A 16,887-nucleotide genomic window follows, 5' to 3' on the forward strand; every position below is an offset into this window, starting at 1 on the left:
CTAACCATGGCGTGACAGAATGGTTTCATAGGCTCGATCAACCCGCGTTCCATAAGTGTGGCGAAGGTCACGGGCGATTTGAGCGCGGGCCGTTTGGGCGATGGTTCGGCGCATCTCGGGCTGTGTGATCAGGTTTGTTGCTGCACTTACAAGCGCATTTCGATCCCGTGGCGCGATGATCAGGCCGCTTTTCTGATTGATCACCGGGCTGCCAGCATCGAAGGTGGTGATGACAGCACAGCCGGCTGCCATCGCCTCCATGGTGGCAAGGCTGCTGCCCTCCGTCAGGCTGGGAAAGACAAAGATTTCGGAAGCCAACATATGATTGGCAACCTGATCGTGCGGCAGGGGGCCAAACCACTTCACCCCGTCGGGCAGATTTGAAAGCAGGTCCTTGGCACAGGGTTGTGCCGCGCCGATCAGGGTTAGTTCGGTCCTTAAACGGAATTGCCGGCGGATGGTTTTCCAAGCCGCCAGAAGATGGGCTGTGCCCTTGGCAAGCGACAGGTTGCCAACATAAAGAAGCCGGATGACCGTATCGTCGCGCGCGAAACGTTTTCGATCCAATAGCGCCTGACAATGTGGTGACGTAAAGGGGACGAGATATATCTTGTCAGGCGCGATGCCAGTTCTTTGCAGGCCGTCCGCGACCGTATCCGAGGGCGCAAATACCGCGTCGGAAAATCGTGCTTCGGCTGTGCGCCGACTGGCAAGGAAGGCCGATATTTCGCGGTGGGTGCGGCCGTGGGATGCATATTCGCCGACAAGCTGAACATGGCGGATTTCGGCCAGTTGGCCGGTGACATCGGAAATCGTGATCATATTTCGTGCCTTTGCGCGACGCATGGCAGGCAGGCTGTAATTGCCCTGCCCATGCAGGATGTCGGCGTTTGGCATTTGAAAGGCGGCCAGCAGCGACAGTGGAATGTCGGAATAAAGATTGCGCGCCGGTAACCGAAGCTTTTGGGCCGTTTTGCCAAGCATATCGGGCAGAAGGTGGCGGCCGGGGATATCGCAAAGTGCAGTACCGACATGGCGTGATGGCGGGCGGACAAGACCCGTACCGTCATGGCGCCAAAAACTGTCCCAACGTACCAGCCGTTTCTGATCGGCGAGGTGTTTGGCCAGAATTCTGGCCTGATCGACACGGCTGATCATCCAGACGGATGGCTCGGATTTCATGCTGCGGTTACGATGTGGCGTGATCATCCCCACCGCCGCACGTCCGGGTTATGATTAACCGCCTGATGAACTGCCTGCCACATGGTGTCGCTGTGATGGGCGGGGGTGCTATTGGCAATTTCCCTTGCTTGATGCAGACGCGTGTCCTCGAGAAGTTGCGGCGCATCAAGAAGGCGTTTGCAGGCCGTGATCCAACCTTGCGGATTATCGATCGGCAGGATTTCGGGACCGCGCAAAACATCTGGTGCGCAGCCGGTGAATGGGCTTGCGAGTGCAACCGCACCACAGGCAATCGCGTCAATTACACCAACGCCATAAGCATCGTTTCGGCTGGGGAAAAGAGCGATCTTGCTTTTGGTCAGAATGGGCGGGAGTTGATCGGGGGGAAGTTGTCCGAATATATCCACTTGATCACCAAGACCGGATGATTGCGTAAGCCTTGCGGTGTTTTTAATGTTGGTACTGCCAACAATGGCGATGCGTTTTGCAATGTCTGCCTTCGACAGTTCTGCTGCGATCCGAATAAAGACGTCAAAGCCCTTTGAAACCGTCGTACGACCACACCAAACGATGTCGTATTGTCGTTCCGCCGAGTTTTGGTTGGTGGAAATATCGGGCAAGGGAAATGACGGGGGGATGGGGGCGATCCAAATAAGATCTGGCGATGCGCGATGGCTTTCAAACCAACCCGCCCCGCGCGAACTGGCGGCGACAAAGCCATCGGCACGGGCAATCATGACCCGGCGTAATCTGCGCCGAAGCGGATTGTCATAGTTGGCATCGGAGCCTGCCCAGCCATCGAATTGCATCACGGTCGGAATGCGGTGTTTCAGTGCCCAGTTTTGCGCCTGCCATTGCGCGATGCCAAAACCGTTTATGATCAACGCATCACTTGGTTCACGGCAAACAGCCCGTGTGGCGCCAAACGGAAGTGACAGGGTTCGGTTTTCACCAAGGGGAATTCGCACGCCCGGCACGGTGATATAATCAAATGCGGGTGTTGTGATTGACCAGTTGCGTTGTGGTTCGCGATGTTGGGTACATAGTACACGCAAACCTCCGCCTGCGGCCATCGCGCGATGATGAAGCGCGTTATAGGCATCAGATCGGTAGGGTGGCACAAGGTTTGTCAGTAAAGTCACCCTCACCGCGGCGATCACCTTGAGATGCTAATATTGCCTGTAACTCAATCATAAGTTACCATTCAATTCAACCAATTAGCCGTCACTTAAATCGTTGACGGCGGCGAAAGACGGACGCCAACAGCAGGAACTTTGTGTTTCTGCCGTTTTTAACTGTCCGACCGGGGTGACAGGGGTGGCGCATGCGTGACGAACTCAAAGGGCACACAGCTGCCTTCTTCGGGTTGCCGCTCGATACGAGACGACGCCGTGTCGTCTGTGCTGATATCGCCTTGAGGCTTCGCAAAGGTACGGCGACGGCCAACCAAGCCTGTTTTCGCCACCATTGCCTGAATGCGACCAAACTGCCCGCAGCATTGCGCGATGATCGGTTGTTTTCGGCACTTTCGCGCGCAGATTGCCTGTCGGCTGATGGCATGGGGATTGTGTGGGCAGCCCGCCTGTTGGGGATCAAGGTTGCCGAGCGCGTCACTGGCATTGATCTGATGACCGATCTTCTGGCGCAGTTCGCACAGGATGGCACGCGGGTTTTCCTGTTGGGGGCGCGTCAGGATGTGTTGGATCAGTTGCAGGGGACATTGCCTGCACGTTTTCCCGGACTGATCATCGCGGGTACCCATCACGGTTATGAGCCCGATGATGAAAAGCTGGCTGATTGTGTTGCACAGGCCACACCAGATGCCGTTTTTGTCGCCTTGCCATCGCCGCGCAAGGAGCTGTTCGTTGACCAGTACGCGGCCAAGACCGGATGCCGTTTTGCCATGGGTGTTGGCGGGGCGTTTGATGTTCTGGCCGGGAATGTCCGGCGGGCCCCGGTTATCTGGCAGCGGTGCGGGTTGGAGTTCCTTTGGCGTATCTTCTGTCAGCCACGCTACATGATCCCGCGCTATGGGCCTGGGCTTTGGGCATTTGCCCGCCTTGTCGCGCCACGGATTGTGCGTTTTCAACTCCGGCGCTTTTGGTGTGCCCTACAAAAAGTGGCAACCATTTCGCTCATCTTTATGATGCTGACAACGGCCGCCGATTTACAGGCGCAGCCAACAACCACAGCGACGTTTGATCTGGAAAACCGGCAGGCGGCGATCAGCTGGATAGAGGCCGAAATCGCAAAGGTCGAAGCCACCGAAGACGTCGCCAAATTGATTGATGCACTTATCGGAGCTGTGCTGTCAGAGGATGGCACCAACCAACAATCTGACATCGATTGGCAGGTGGCAGAGGACAGCCTTAAAGTATTGCTTGGTCTGTTTGATGTGGTTCTGGGCGGCGGCAGTAGCCGTTTTTTGCTGGAGACCGTGCTGGGTGGGGTGGTCCTGCGTCTGCTTGATCTTCATCCCGACCCGGGGCGCCTTTCGGAAATCGTCCGGGGTAATTCTTCGGATTTGGCAGAGCGCCTGTTTGAACGCAATGCCAATCAAGCACTGATATTCGCAGGCGAACAACAATCATTTACCGCAAGCATCGAGCCCGAAGTCGCACCGCGTGTTGTCGGTTCCGTGCGGCCACCTGAAACCGAACGGGCGCTGCGTTATTCGCTTCTTTTTGTTGGTGGCCCGCGAAACCCCGTCGTCGATAGCTATTGGGGAGTTGAGGATTATCAGGAACCAATCGGAATTCCAGAACTTGAGGATGCAAGCCCGAGATGACAGAGCATCCCAACCATCCCGTCGCGATTACCGGCGTCACGCAAGAACGGTTTGATCCGTCCCTGCGCGATTTGTTGAGCATTCTTTGGCAAAGGCGCGGGGTTGTCGCACTGACCTTTGTTGTGGTCCTGATCGCGCTTCTGAGCGGGATCGCCAATTGGCAGGGGGATTATCGATCCGTCACCGAAATCGGGCTTTCTGCAAATGTGGAAATCGCGGAACGCCAGATGCCAGCGGCATTCAACACCGACCGGCGCATTGTAACCTCCCAGGAAATCGAAACGGCAATTGCGGAAATCAAAGGGCAGAAAACACTTTCCACCGCACTTTCGGTTATGCGCGGAGAGGGTGTTTCGCTGACGGATATGCCGGTATCCAGTGATCTCGAAACAGACGGGATCTCTCATCTTCGCAATGCTTTGGAAACCGCCCGGGTTGGCAATGCGGCGGTCATTGAGGTGGCCTTTACCGCAAGCCATCCGGAAACAGCGCAAAAGGCGTTGATGGCCGTTGTTGAAAGTTATCTTTGGCAGCGCGAAGACCGGCAAAAAGCCGCCATTCGAAGACAACTTGAAGAGGCGGAGGCACAATTTCAATCTGCGCAAACTGAATTGGATGGTCTGGAAGGGGATCTGGCCAGCTTGCAAAACAGCGCCGGTATTCTGGACCCGGATGAGAATGCGCGGATGCTGGATCGCATCTATGCACTCGATGAGCAGGCTGAAAAACTGGGGCAGGAGGTTGTCAGCCTCAGGCTTGCGCGCCAAAGCCGCAATGAGGCGGCAAACCTTGATGATCTTCTGGCGATTGACGATGTGGCAAGCCATCCAGTGGTTCGGCAAATCTCGGCCCAGTTCGAGACGACAAAACAGGAATTCGTCAGGCTTGATCAGCGTTACGGCCCGAAGCATCCAACCATGCAGGGCAAGCAGCAAGAACTGAACGATCTGCATAACCAACTGGCTGCTGTCGCCAGCAATATCGCCGGTCAAATGGATATCGCCCTTGCCGGGGCGGAAGAAAAGCTGCATCTGATCACGGCCCAACGGGATCGTTGGCAGGATCGGATGGCTCTCCGCAATACAAGCGTTCAGGGGCAGGCTGCCCTGGTGCGATCTGTCGCCATGGCGCGCGCCAATGTTCAGGATTTGGGACAGCAGGTGCAAGCCTTGCGCCGTGAAATGGCAGCATTTCAGGGGGATGCCGCGATCCTGCGTGCGCCTACTTTGCCCACGGCAACCGAATTTCCGGCCAAGCACGATCTTGCCGTGTTGGCGATCATGATTGCGTTGTTTGCCGCCGTGGTTGCCGCAATGCTGCGTCACTATTTCGATCAAAGCATTAATGACGACTTTGATCCTCAGGCGGCATTCGGCATCCCGTTATTTGCCCGTATTCCGGAACGGTCGAGGGCGAACAAGACCGCCAGCGCCGCTCCCCATGACGAGGCCGCAGGCCATCTGGCGGTTTTGATGCGGATCATGGTGCAGGGCAGAGACGTCTCAAACCAACGTCAAAAGGACGGACAGGTGATTGCACTTGGCTCAGCACTCTCGGGCGATGGCAAAAGTCACATCGTTCATGCGCTGGCCGAAAAGCTGACTGGACTAGGAGCATCGGTGATTGTCCTTGATGCGGATTTGCATGACCCGGCACCGCCTAACCGGGCGCGGCATGATGGTGAAATGACTGCTGATCTGACTGATGTGATGTCAGGGATTGTGGATCTGGATGCCACCCTTAGCGGAGCAGAGAACGGCGAGGGGTATCGATATGTTGGTGCGCGTATGCCGGTGCCGGGAAACATCGCAACAGGCATGATTGACGGACAATTGCCCGATTTGATCAAGCACCTGCGCACCCGGTTTGATCATGTGATTATTGATACGCCGCCGATCCTGTCGGTTGCCGATGGTGTGATTGCGCTGGGACTGGCCGATGTCAGGCTGTTTGCCCTGCGCTGCGGCCACAGCAAGCGCCGCGATATCACCCAGGCCCTGTCGCAATTGCGCGCAGCCAATATTGTGCCAGAGGGCATTGTTTTGAACGGTGCCAAGCCGCGTGCCGCCTATGGCAAGCCACAGACGGCCATGGCAACCGAGGGGGCGACGTCATGAAGGCTGCCCTGATTGTGATTGCCCTGCTGTTGATTGGCTCTGGCGGCGTGGTCCTGGTTTCGGAAGGCAGGGCGCTATCGCAGCTTGAAAACAAACGCGCAGCCTTTGCCAACGGAGACGGCTTTGGTGCAGAGCGTGATGCGATGGTGGTCGATGGCACAGCGTTTGACAAACTGCTAAAACAGCAGCTGATCGAACGGCCGTTTGATCCAGTTTTGCTGGGGCTGAAGGCTAAAATAGTGGCCGACGATGATTTGGCGCTTAGCGCAAAGCTTTTCGATCAGGCACAGGCGATTGCCCCGCGCGATCCCCGCGTGCAGGTGCTGCGCGATGGGCTGCAAGTGCGGCTTCAAAGCTTGCCATCCCCTGCATCACCACCGGCAGAATAAGGGCAGGCATGACCATGACCCAATCACCCATGCTGCCAAGCATTGCCATCGCAAAAAGGGCGATCAAAAGCGCACGCGTGTCGGGTTGTAGGCAGGTGGCAAGCACCGTTTTGATCGCGATGACGAGGGCTGCCAGCAGGATCAGCATGACTGGAACACCAAACACGATTGCGCCATCGAGCCAAAGGTTATGGCTGCTAAACCATTTGGCATTTGCGTTCAGGTCCGGGGTGGCGAAATGAGCAATGACCAGTCCAATGCTGTCGGCACCCCATCCGGTCAATGGCCGTTCTGCAATCGCATGCAGGGCGGTGATCCACAAATCATCGCGCTGGACCAGATCACTGCGGGCAAGGTCGGTGAAGCGCGTGAAAAGTTCCGGCGATGCGAAGGCTGTGACGGCAATGGTCGCGATGATGCCAAGCGCGATCACAATCAGCCGCTTAATGCTTTGCACGTTTTCGCGCGGGGTCAAGATGATGAAAATCACACCGCCAACCAGCGCCATGATAAAGGCCAGCCGCGAATGGCTCTGGACAACGGCAGTTGCCAAAAGCATAGCAATCGCCAGCCAGCCTCCGGCCTGATCAAGGCGCTTGGATGTGCTCTGCGCCCGGCTCTGATTATACAAAAACAGGCAGGCGAGAATACCGAACCCCATCAGAATTCCGAACGCTGTGCGATTGGCGAAGCTGCCGGTCCAGTCGTGAAGATGGGCCTGTTTGGCAAACCAGAATGTCGTCTGCCAGCCCATCACATCGGCACCTGCGGCAAGCGCCACTTGAACGGCGCATGTGATGACAATTGTGCGGGCGATGGTGATATTCAGATGGTTGTGAAGGCGCGCCAAAAGCGCGGTCAGGCTCGCCACACTGCCCAGCCAGATCAGATAGGTCGCCATATTCAGCCAACCATACGGGGCGAGTGCAATGTGCGGCGCATTGAACGGATAGGTTCGAACTGGCCAGATCGGCAGGCTTTGCAGGATCGACCAACCAATCAGCCCGGCGATCCCGATCCAAAGATACAGCAGGTGCTTGCCGATTTGGACAGGACCGAGACGCAGGCAGATCGCAAGCACGCCGATACCGGTCAGGATCGCCAAAAGGGCAAGCGCCCATGGCCGCAATCCGCCGAGCAACAGCGGGGCCAGAATGATCTGCACCATCAGACAGGTTTGCGCCAGCCAGAGCATCAAGGTCAGCCAATCTGCTTTGAAATCAAGAGCTTCAGACTAACCGAATTTTCGCAGCGTGTCGCGCGGCTTGCGCGAGGCGCAGCGCCATGAAAACTCTTCCGTTCGAGGTCATACAGTACTCCGGGCAGGGGCAGGGAACCGCAAGCCAAACACTCTCACTGCCGATCTGGCTGGTATTTGCGGGCAATCTTTTGATGGGCGCCTCGTTCTGGCTGATTGCAGCGGGCGGAATGGTCGCCAAGCTTATTCTGCTTGGTTTCTGGATTGCGATGCTGTGTGGTTACGCCCGCCCGGTTCGAATTACGCCGGGTTTGCTTGCGGGCTGTTTGTCTCTTGCCGGGCTGACTGGTGTCATTGCCACTGGCAACGGGGCCAGCATCGAAAAACTCCGTCTGATCGGCAACCTTATGATGCTGCCGGTCGGGCTGTTGGTCGGGCTGTTAATTGGCCGGGACAGTCTTCGGGTGATGATGCCGGTTCTGGTGGTTTATCTGCTGCTATCTAGTTCGTTTCAGATGACCCATGAAGGCATGCGCCTTAATCAGCCGTTCTTGTTTTTGGGGCTTTTTGCGCTCTGTTCGGTGGCCGGGTGGCGGGGCTGTCGACTGCTTGTCGCGGGATCGGCCTTGGCCGTGTTGCTCAGTCAAACGCGGATTGCGGTGTTGGCGATGTTGGTCAATCTGATCGGGATGATCCGGTTTTCGCGGGCGATGACGTGGATTGTTGCCTGTGTCGTCTTGGGCTTGGCTGGCTGGTTTGCAATGTCGCATCTACCGCGCCTGTTTCTGACCCATGGCAGTGGGCGGTTGGCGTTCTGGCAGGATTTCTGGGGGATGTGGCAAGGCGGCTCTGGCGGGCAAAGATGGCTTGGTTTCGGGACCGGGTCGGTGGAGGAAATCCTGTCCGGCTATCAATCCTTCGCATCCTTTGGCGCTTTGCATAACGATCATTTTCGCATGCTGTTTGAAACCGGCATTGTCGGGCTAGTGCTTTGGGCGGCGGGATGGATTGTGATGCTCTGGACCGTGCGCCATGTGCGTCTTGCCGTCTGTATCCTGCTTTCGGTGATGCTGACCATGGTGACGGATAATACGCTGAATTACGGGCATTATCTGATCTGTTGCGGTATGGCTGCCGGGATTGACGCCCGTGCGAGGTGTGCGCATGAATAGGGATCGTCTGATCGATATCCGGGATCGTGTGATGGACCGCATGGTCGCGGATGGCTTTGCCGGGGCCGATCCGTTTGACGGGCTTGAGAGTGCTTTATTCCGCGCAAGCGGCCTTGGCCGGTTCCGACTGGCGCGGTTGGTCTGGTTACAGGCAATCAAGCGTGGCCCGGAAGGCTTGCGCAAGGTTGTTCGCATTCCCAATATGGTCAATCCGAAGACACTAGCCCTGCTGGGTGGGGCCGCGCAGGGTGTGGTCCTTTGTGATGTTCGGGGACGCCTGCTTGAAATGCAAAACCCGGATGGCGGGTGGGGATATCCTTTTGAATGGCAGGCGCGGGCGTTTTACGCCAAACGTCATCAAAGCAATGCGATTGTGACAAGCTTTGTCGTTGATGCGTTACTTCAAAGCGGGATGCAAAAGGATCACCCGGCGTTGGTTCATGCGGCCGGGTTTGTTGAAGACAAGCTCTGGCGGGAAGGCTATTTCGCCTATTTCGATCATGTTGTCGTTGAAATCCATAATGCCAGCCTTTGGGCGGCCTTTGCACTGCATCGGGTGATAGGACTGAATGACAAAACCGCACTGGCGGTGGAGCGCGTTATCAATGCGCAACAGTCTGATGGCAGTTGGGCCTATGGCACGCGGTCCCATCACCAGTTCGTGGACGGGTTTCACACGGGCTATGTTCTTGATCTTCTCGACAGCTTGCGGGCGTCGGGGATGGACGGGCTGGACAAAGCCATTGAATGTGGGTGGCAATTCTATCGCGCAGCGTGCTTCGATAAAAAGGACCTGCCGCGCAGCTTTGCCGGGCGGGATGGCTACCTTGATGCCCATGCAGTGGCACAGGCGATGGCAAGTCTTTGCCGGTTTGGGGACCGCGACGGGGCGATCCGGGTATCTGAATGGGCAGCAGAAAATCTTTTTGATCCGAGCCGTGATCTGTTCTTTGCCGGGATAAAGAAAGGCGGCCGGCCAGATCGGCGCAATTACATGCGCTGGACGCAGGCATGGATGGTCTGGGCACTGTCAATCGTGATAGAAAACACCAAGCCGAACCCGTCGAGCCCGCAAGATCAAACCATGTCGAATTTTGACCCGACCACGCCACTCAGTTTTACCCATCCCGATCCGAACCGGGCGGAGAAGGAGGCGGCCTTGCGTGCCTTGCCCGAACCTGTGTTTCGCGGGCTTTATGATATCACACGCGCGGCAGCATCGCGGGCCAAGGCTGAGGGCGCGATGGAAACGCTTTATGGCCTGACGCGCGGGATGAAGACCCTGCAGCGCATCGGGGCGGAGCAGGGCGTCATCCTTGGCATCAGGCGCGGTGGCTAAACTCGGCGGTTAGCGTTGGCGCAGCTCGTCAGCGGTCAGTTGGCCATCGCCGTTTTTGTCAAGATAGTTGAACATCCGGTTATGGACGGCCTGGAATTCTTCAAGCGCCAATTGGCCATCGCCGTTGGTGTCCATCATGACGATCATCATTTCCGGGCCATGCATTTTGCCCATCATGCCACCCATCATCATGCCGCCATTCATCATGGCACCGTTCATCATACCGGGGCCCATCGCACCGTTATTGCACGGCATCGTGTTGCAGGGACCGTAACCTTGTCCGTTGCCCGGGCCATATCCCTGACCCATCATGCCCGGACCTTGCATCATACCTTGGCCCTGCATCATGCCTTGGCCCTGCATCATGCCTTGGCCGTTAGGGTTCATCATTTGCGGGCCTTGTTGGGCCTGGGCGACGCCAAGCGCACCGGCAAGCATCAGTCCGATTGCGGTAATTGCGAGATATCTTTTCATCATAAGTCTCCTGTTCCGAAGGGATGAGACCATTATGTGCAGATGACCCGTCGCATTTTTGCGGATCGAAGGCGGGAAACTGCCCAAAACAATAAAATCATTCTATCATCATCAGGGGCGCGCGCATTGAGGCCGATCAATCGGCATCCGCTGCCAGAGTAAATTCTGGCGTGATTTTCATTGCCCCGGCCAACCCCGCGGGGATATTGCTAGGCGATGCCCGCAAACAGACATCTGCTGTGCCAAGCTGAGTATTGAAAACATATGAGTTCCCGATTTCCCGCCCTGCCGATTGATGCTGTCCTGCCGGAGGTGATTTCCGCGCTGGAAAACGGCACCAATGCGGTTTTGCAGGCGCCACCGGGTGCTGGCAAGACGACAAAGGTGCCGCTGGCGCTGCTTGATTGCGCGTGGCGCGGGGATCAGAAGATCATCATGCTCGAACCCCGTCGTCTGGCCGCGCGTGCCAGTGCGCGGCGCATGGCGCAGTTACTAGGCGAGGCGGTTGGCGAGCGTGTGGGTTATCGCGTCCGGTTTGACAGCAAGATTTCCAAGGACACCAGGATCGAGGTCGTGACCGAGGGCATCCTGGTCCGCATGATTCAGGATGACCCTGAACTTTCCGGCATTGCCGCCGTCCTGTTTGATGAATTTCACGAACGATCATTGGATGCCGATCTGGGCCTGGCCCTTGCCCTTGAAACGCAGGGAGCACTTCGTGATGACCTGCGCCTTGTGGTCATGTCGGCCACCCTTGATGGTGATCCGATTGCGCGACTGATGGGCGATTGCCCGGTGATCACATCCGAAGGCCGCGCCTATCCGGTTGAAACGAGATACGTGGCCCCCAAGCCCGATAAATGGGGCAATTTCCGCATTGATGTGGAAATGACCGGCGCGATCAAAACCGCCCTTCGCGAGGAAAGCGGATCGATCCTGGTCTTCCTGCCGGGGCAGGGCGAAATCACCCGGGTTGAAAGTGCGCTTAAGGATGCGGTGGGAAGTGATGTCATCATCGCCTCGCTTTATGGCGCGATGGATACAAAGGCGCAGGACATAGCGATCCAGCCCGCCCCGGACGGCAAGCGCAAGGTCGTTCTGGCCACCGCGATTGCCGAAACGTCGCTGACCATTGATGGCATCCGGGTGGTGATTGATAGCGGCCTGCAACGCCTGCCAAGGTTTGATCCGGCGTCGGGCATGACGCGGCTGGTCACGGTCAAATCATCGCAAGCCAGTGCCGAGCAACGCCGTGGCCGCGCCGGGCGACTGGAGCCGGGCGTGTGCTATTGCCTGTGGCCGGAAAACGAACATCGTGCGCGTGCGCCCTTTACCGCGCCCGAAATTGCCGAGGCCGATCTGGCGCCGCTGACGTTGGAGCTGGCGCGCTGGGGTGTTACCGATCCCGAAACGCTGCGGTGGCTGGATGTACCGGATCGCGCCAAGATTGATCAGGCGCGCGATGTCTTGCGCGGCCTTGAAGCACTTGATGGCGAAAACCGCATTACCCCGATGGGCACTGCCATGGCCGGATTGCCGGTCCATCCGCGGTTGGCGCATATGATGTTGCGCGGCGCTCAGCTTGGCCTTGATGATGTCGCCTGTGCGCTGGCGGCGTTGTTGTCTGATCGTGATTTCATGCGCGGGCGCGGGGCGGATTTGCGCATCCGGGTTGAGGCGATCATCAAGGGCCGGGCGCCCAAAATGATATCGGAGGCCGCCAAGCAACTTGCCCGCCGTTTGCGCGATGCTGCAAAGCAGAGCGGGTTGGCAAAACCCGATACCGCGCGCGTGGATCGCGCCGATGAGGTCGGATTGCTTCTGGCCTTTGCCTATCCCGACCGGATCGGGGAGCGGCGCAAGGGGGCGGACGCGCGCTATCGCCTTTCGGGCGGGCGCGGCGGTGTTTTACCCAATGAAGATAGCTTGGCGTCGGAGCCCTATATCGCGGTGGCCGAACTGGACGGGCAGGCGCGCGAGGCCAAGATTTACCTTGCTGCCCCGGTGGCGCGTGCAACTCTTGAAACCCATTTTGCCGATCAGATTTCCGAGGGCACGGAAGTCTTCTGGGACGCGCAAAGCGATGCGGTTGCCGCCCGCTGGCAACGCCGGATCGGCGCGCTGGTGTTGGATGAAAAAGCCACCCATGACGAAGCCGATCCCGATGCGATTGTTGCAGCGATGATGGAGGGTATCCGCAAACTTGGCCTGCATTGCCTGCCATGGGACAAGGCATCAGAAGGCTTGCGCGCAAGGCTGGCGTTTCTTCATCGGGTGGAGGGCGATGCCTGGCCCGATGTTTCTGACGACGGGCTTTTGGGATCGCTTGAAGACTGGTTGGCACCCTATCTCGGCGGCATTACCAAACGAGGCCAGCTTAAACAGATCAATCTGTCCGAGGCGTTACTCGCCGGGATTGACTGGAACCAGCGACAGGAAATGGATCGTCTGGCCCCCACCCATTGGCAGGTGCCCACGGGCTCAAACATCCGCATTGATTATAGCGGTGAAACACCTGCTTTGCCGGTGCGCATGCAGGAAATGTTTGGTGCCACCGAAACGCCAAAGGTGGCGAATGGCAAGGTCGCGGTGACCTTGCATCTGCTATCCCCCGCACAACGGCCCATTCAGGTCACCAGTGATCTGATCGGGTTCTGGAATGGGTCCTATGCGCAGGTGAAAGCCGAGATGAAGGGGCGCTATCCCAAACATTATTGGCCCGACGATCCCCTGATCGCCGAACCAACGCGTCGGGTTAAAAGCCGGATGTAGGGTGAGCGGGCCTAGGCCGCTTCAAGGATGCAAAGCTTGCAGGAATAGCCTTCTTTCTGATGATACGGCGCCTCGCGGATTTCGCGGATCTTGGCGATACCGTCCTGTTCCATCTGCTCAAGATGCTCCGCATAGCCATCCTTGTCCCAGACCTTTTCATGAACCGTGATGACAGCCGGTGCGCCGGGCTTGATCACGCGCACGAGTTCATTCATCGCACTCGGGCCGACATGGCCCGATGTAAAAACGCCGACACTGATGACACCGTCATAGGCATCATCCTTGATATCAAGTTTCTGGGTCAGATCGGCCGTTTCAAGTGCGTCATAAACGCCCTTTTGGCGCGCCTTTCTCAGCATGTCAGCACTCAGGTCGACACCGTCAATCGTGGGTTCGCACTGTTCGTGCAGTTCCTTGCCAACCAGTCCGGTGCCACACCCGGCATCAAGCACCCGGTCCGATGAGCTGATTTCGGATGCCAGTGTTTCCGCGGCAATCGCCGGGGCGACATAGCCCATGCCAATCAGGGTGTCATCGTCATAGCTTTCGGCCCAATCGGCATATACCGCGCGAATATCATCGCGGTCCCCGGCCAGGGCATAGGCGCGCGTCAAAAGTGGGTTTTCGGTCCCCATAAGCTTGCTCTCCATCTGTCCTGAATGGGGCAAGTGTACATGATATCAACATGTTATTCAAATCGACCGCGGTTTTGGCCGTTCTTCGCACGGTTCGTGATGATTAGCCGGGATAGCTGATCTCAAGAATTTCCAGCTCATCCTCGCCCGACGGTGTGCGAACGGTGACGACATCGCCGACGCCTGATTTCATTAGGGCACGGGCCACCGGCGAAATCCAGCTGATCTTGCCATTTAGGCTGTCGGCTTCGTCCTCGCCGACGATGCGGATGGTTTTTTCTTCGTCGCGGGCATTCACATAGGTGACGGTGGCGCCAAAGAAGATATGGGCATGATCGGGTTGTTCATCAGAGCGGACAACGACGGCATCTTCGATCCGCTTGCGCAGGTATCGCACACGGCGGTCAATTTCGCGCAGGCGCTTTTTGCCATAGATGTAATCCCCGTTTTCCGAACGGTCGCCATTGCCCGCTGCCCAGTGGACAACAGCCACGACTTCCGGCCGTTCCTTTTTCCAAAGGTGGTCGAGTTCGGATTTAAGGGCGTCTAGCCCTTCGGGGGTGATGTAAATCGGTCTGTCCATTCGCGGGTTTTAACGCAAGGCCGTGTCGCGGGAAAGAGGTGATTTCGACATCGTAATCGTAGATGCAGCCATATATCGATTATCGATTTGAGAGGAATGGTCACCGATCTCAAACTTTATCCACTGTGTAAATGTCTCCGGTGCCACCGCACCCCGATCATTGTTTGCAAAGGTGACTGAAATGGAAAAATCCTCCTCGTTTGATCTCGCCACGATGGACCGTCGACACTTGTTCAAACTTTCGTTGTTCGCCGGTCTGGCGGGCATGTTGCCAGGCCTTCCGGCCATGGCGCAGGAAGCAGGTGACAACGTTGATCCGCCGGTTTCGTCGAATCCGGTGCCGATTGTCGATGCCCGGTTCCCGTCTGAAATCGCGCCCGGTGTTTTCATCCTGCCGGACAAGCGGATCACGCTCGTGCCCAATGTCGGGATCATTGTCGGGCGCGATAGTGTCCTTGTCGTTGATTGCGGGTTGGGTATTGAAAGTGCCGAGAATGTTCTTGATGTCGCGCGGCGGTTGGCGCCGGGCCGCAAGATCATTCTGACAGTGACCCATGCCCATCCCGAACACGGCTTTGGTGCACAGGTTTTCAGTGCGGATGCGCGCATATATTACAACAGTGCACAGCGCGATCATCTTGCGCGACGTGGCGATATTCTTCTGGACGGTTTTCGCAACGGGGTTCTGCCACCCGAGCAGACCCATCTTCTCGATGGTGTGGTTCTGACAGGGCCGCATGAGACGTATGACGGTGCAACGGCAAGGATTGATCTTGGCGATCGAGTGGTTGACATGCGGACATGGGGGACGGCGCATACCCCGGGTGACCAGATCATTCATCTGCCAGACGAGGGGATCGTTTTTGCCGGTGATTTGCTGGAGGAGCGCATGTTTCCAATCGTTCCGTTCTTCCCGCCGATGATCGAGGCCGAGGAAATCGATATCGCCCGCTGGGAGACGGTTCTGCGCGATATCATCAGCCTTGCACCCAACACAATTGTGCCCGGCCATGGCAATCTTGCCGGTACTGAATTGCCCGAGGCGGTTCTGGCCTATTTCGCCGATGTCAGACAGCGTGTGCAAAATGCCACCGGCGATCCCGCCGCACTGGAACAGCAAATCCGTCGGCACTATGCCACCTGGGAAAATCCGCATTTTGTCGCGCCGACCCTGCGCTATTTCATGCAGGCGGGCTGATCGGCCGTCACTTTATATTCCGATCGTTATGACAGGGGACCTGTGCATTCACGCCAGGTCCCTTTTTGTCAGCCATCCAGCGACAGATCCGCGATGAAATCACGCAGCCAGCGTTGGGCGGGGTGTACGTCATTGCGGCGATGCCAGGACATGTAAAAAACGACCGGCTCAAGTTCAAAAGGAAGCGGCCGGATCGCAAGCGCGTCGGCCTGACCCGATGCCGGTATGACGCCAGCCATCAGGGTTGCGATCAGATCAGAACGCGCAATCATAAGCGGGGCGGCATAAAGGGTTGGCAGGGTTACGGCAAGGCGGCGTTTATGCCCCATCTTTGCCAGCGCGGCATCAACCAGACCAAAGCGGTCATTTTCCGGTGATACCAGCAAATGCGATAGCGACAAAAACGCCGAAAGATCCAGCGGTGTCTTGGTTGCCGGATGGTCACGGCGCAGAACACAAACGAAGTCTTCCGAAAAAAGCGGCTGGTTCAGAATGCGCCCGGTTGCCGTCGGTGGTACACCAATCGTCAGGTCGGCCTCGCCCGCATCAAGCAGCGCAATGGCATCGTCGCGCGCCGTAAAATTCCCGACCCTAAGCGTGATGCCCGGTGCCTTCTGGCGCAGGGCTTCAAACAGGACAGGCAGAACCTTGAAGGTCGGATGATCGGAGGCTGCGATGGAAAACGTCGCGGTGGATGTCGTCGGATCGAAGGTCTGGGTAAAATCAAGTGTGCGCTGAATTTCGGCCAGCGCATGACCAAGTGGTTCTGCAAGTTCAAGGGCACGCGGGGTGGCCTGCAGGCCAGAAGGACTGCGGATGAAAAGTTCATCATTTAGCAATCCGCGCAACCGCGACAGCGCAGCACTCATGGCCGGTTGTGTGCGGCCAATGCGAATGCCCGCACCTGTGACGCTGCGCTCTTTCATCAGCGCATCGAAAGCCACCAGCAGATTAAGGTCGATGCCATGTAAATCCATCAGGTGGATGTTACTGCATAATTTATATTGATTTCAAGTATGCTGAAGGGGCCGATAGCATTG

General features: G+C 57.3%; 13 protein-coding genes. 6 read left to right on the forward strand and 7 right to left on the reverse strand.

Features of this window, described 5'->3' with window-relative positions:
• Both B2T33_RS01470 and B2T33_RS01475 read right to left on the reverse strand, forming a co-directional pair.
• Positions 1-1,209: a glycosyltransferase family 4 protein gene (locus B2T33_RS01470; RefSeq protein WP_197146960.1), complete on the reverse strand. Its 1,209-nt coding sequence runs from the start codon at positions 1,207-1,209 to the stop codon at positions 1-3.
• Complete coding sequence (locus tag B2T33_RS01475) at positions 1,206-2,330, reverse strand: glycosyltransferase family 4 protein (protein WP_286790981.1); 1,125 nt, start codon at positions 2,328-2,330, stop codon at positions 1,206-1,208. The genes B2T33_RS01470 and B2T33_RS01475 overlap by 4 nt, the downstream gene beginning before the upstream one ends.
• A gap of 176 nt (positions 2,331-2,506) precedes the next feature.
• Here B2T33_RS01475 and B2T33_RS01480 point away from each other — a divergent pair, with 176 nt between their 5' ends.
• Both B2T33_RS01480 and B2T33_RS01485 read left to right on the forward strand, forming a co-directional pair.
• A complete protein-coding gene (locus B2T33_RS01480) occupies positions 2,507-3,970 on the forward strand; it encodes a WecB/TagA/CpsF family glycosyltransferase (protein ID WP_197146962.1) in 1,464 nt (487 codons plus the stop codon).
• Positions 3,967-6,087, forward strand: coding sequence for a GumC family protein (locus B2T33_RS01485; protein WP_286790982.1), 2,121 nt, complete (start codon positions 3,967-3,969; stop codon positions 6,085-6,087). Before B2T33_RS01480 ends, B2T33_RS01485 begins: the two co-directional genes overlap by 4 nt.
• 261 nt (positions 6,088-6,348) lie before the next feature.
• On the opposite strand, the gene B2T33_RS01490 is transcribed toward B2T33_RS01485, so the two are convergent.
• Positions 6,349-7,671: an O-antigen ligase family protein gene (locus B2T33_RS01490; RefSeq protein ID WP_286790983.1), complete on the reverse strand. Its 1,323-nt coding sequence runs from the start codon at positions 7,669-7,671 to the stop codon at positions 6,349-6,351.
• Between the two features lie 89 nt (positions 7,672-7,760).
• Here B2T33_RS01490 and B2T33_RS01495 point away from each other — a divergent pair, with 89 nt between their 5' ends.
• Together B2T33_RS01495 and B2T33_RS01500 are read left to right on the forward strand one after the other, a co-directional pair.
• Positions 7,761-8,846, forward strand: a complete 1,086-nt coding sequence (locus B2T33_RS01495; RefSeq protein ID WP_197146965.1) for an O-antigen ligase family protein — start codon at positions 7,761-7,763, stop codon at positions 8,844-8,846.
• Positions 8,839-10,185: a prenyltransferase/squalene oxidase repeat-containing protein gene (locus tag B2T33_RS01500; protein WP_197146966.1), complete on the forward strand. Its 1,347-nt coding sequence runs from the start codon at positions 8,839-8,841 to the stop codon at positions 10,183-10,185. Before B2T33_RS01495 ends, B2T33_RS01500 begins: the two co-directional genes overlap by 8 nt.
• Before the next feature lie 9 nt (positions 10,186-10,194).
• Here the strand turns inward: B2T33_RS01500 and B2T33_RS01505 are convergent, their stop codons facing one another.
• Complete coding sequence (locus B2T33_RS01505; protein ID WP_286790984.1) at positions 10,195-10,659, reverse strand: hypothetical protein; 465 nt, start codon at positions 10,657-10,659, stop codon at positions 10,195-10,197.
• A 264-nt stretch (positions 10,660-10,923) separates the two neighbouring features.
• Here B2T33_RS01505 and hrpB point away from each other — a divergent pair, with 264 nt between their 5' ends.
• Positions 10,924-13,431 carry an ATP-dependent helicase HrpB gene (gene hrpB, locus B2T33_RS01510; protein WP_286790985.1) on the forward strand — a complete coding sequence of 836 codons (2,508 nt, stop codon included), beginning with the start codon at positions 10,924-10,926 and terminating at the stop codon, positions 13,429-13,431.
• Between the two features lie 11 nt (positions 13,432-13,442).
• Here hrpB and B2T33_RS01515 read toward each other — a convergent pair whose 3' ends face one another.
• Positions 13,443-14,066, reverse strand: a complete 624-nt coding sequence (locus B2T33_RS01515) for a class I SAM-dependent DNA methyltransferase (RefSeq protein ID WP_286790986.1) — start codon at positions 14,064-14,066, stop codon at positions 13,443-13,445.
• 103 nt (positions 14,067-14,169) lie between these two features.
• Positions 14,170-14,649 carry a transcription elongation factor GreB gene (gene greB, locus B2T33_RS01520; RefSeq protein WP_008890268.1) on the reverse strand — a complete coding sequence of 160 codons (480 nt, stop codon included), beginning with the start codon at positions 14,647-14,649 and terminating at the stop codon, positions 14,170-14,172.
• Between the two features lie 181 nt (positions 14,650-14,830).
• On the opposite strand from greB, the gene B2T33_RS01525 reads away from it, so the two are divergent.
• Positions 14,831-15,847 (forward strand): MBL fold metallo-hydrolase, encoded by a 1,017-nt coding sequence (locus B2T33_RS01525; protein WP_286790987.1) that lies wholly within the window; start codon positions 14,831-14,833, stop codon positions 15,845-15,847.
• A gap of 68 nt (positions 15,848-15,915) precedes the next feature.
• On the opposite strand, the gene B2T33_RS01530 is transcribed toward B2T33_RS01525, so the two are convergent.
• Positions 15,916-16,824, reverse strand: coding sequence for a LysR family transcriptional regulator (locus B2T33_RS01530; RefSeq protein ID WP_286790988.1), 909 nt, complete (start codon positions 16,822-16,824; stop codon positions 15,916-15,918).
• Positions 16,825-16,887 lie beyond the last annotated feature (63 nt).

The organism is Thalassospira sp. UBA4513, assembly GCF_002388495.1.
GTDB classification, from domain to species: Bacteria; Pseudomonadota; Alphaproteobacteria; order Rhodospirillales; family Thalassospiraceae; genus Thalassospira; species Thalassospira tepidiphila.

What these genes read in the sequence shown, in the direction of transcription:
- B2T33_RS01485 (WP_286790982.1), top strand. Translation starts at nt 3,967, where the DNA reads ATGACAGAGCATCCCAACCATCCCGTCGCGATTACCGGCGTCACGCAA.
- B2T33_RS01525 (WP_286790987.1), top strand. Translation starts at nt 14,831, where the DNA reads ATGGAAAAATCCTCCTCGTTTGATCTCGCCACGATGGACCGTCGACAC.
- B2T33_RS01480 (WP_197146962.1), top strand. Translation starts at nt 2,507, where the DNA reads ATGCGTGACGAACTCAAAGGGCACACAGCTGCCTTCTTCGGGTTGCCG.
- B2T33_RS01515 (WP_286790986.1), bottom strand. Translation starts at nt 14,066, where the DNA reads ATGGGGACCGAAAACCCACTTTTGACGCGCGCCTATGCCCTGGCCGGG.
- B2T33_RS01500 (WP_197146966.1), top strand. Translation starts at nt 8,839, where the DNA reads ATGAATAGGGATCGTCTGATCGATATCCGGGATCGTGTGATGGACCGC.
- B2T33_RS01505 (WP_286790984.1), bottom strand. Translation starts at nt 10,659, where the DNA reads ATGAAAAGATATCTCGCAATTACCGCAATCGGACTGATGCTTGCCGGT.
- hrpB (WP_286790985.1), top strand. Translation starts at nt 10,924, where the DNA reads ATGAGTTCCCGATTTCCCGCCCTGCCGATTGATGCTGTCCTGCCGGAG.
- B2T33_RS01530 (WP_286790988.1), bottom strand. Translation starts at nt 16,824, where the DNA reads ATGGATTTACATGGCATCGACCTTAATCTGCTGGTGGCTTTCGATGCG.
- B2T33_RS01470 (WP_197146960.1), bottom strand. Translation starts at nt 1,209, where the DNA reads ATGATCACGCCACATCGTAACCGCAGCATGAAATCCGAGCCATCCGTC.
- B2T33_RS01490 (WP_286790983.1), bottom strand. Translation starts at nt 7,671, where the DNA reads ATGCTCTGGCTGGCGCAAACCTGTCTGATGGTGCAGATCATTCTGGCC.
- greB (WP_008890268.1), bottom strand. Translation starts at nt 14,649, where the DNA reads ATGGACAGACCGATTTACATCACCCCCGAAGGGCTAGACGCCCTTAAA.
- B2T33_RS01495 (WP_197146965.1), top strand. Translation starts at nt 7,761, where the DNA reads ATGAAAACTCTTCCGTTCGAGGTCATACAGTACTCCGGGCAGGGGCAG.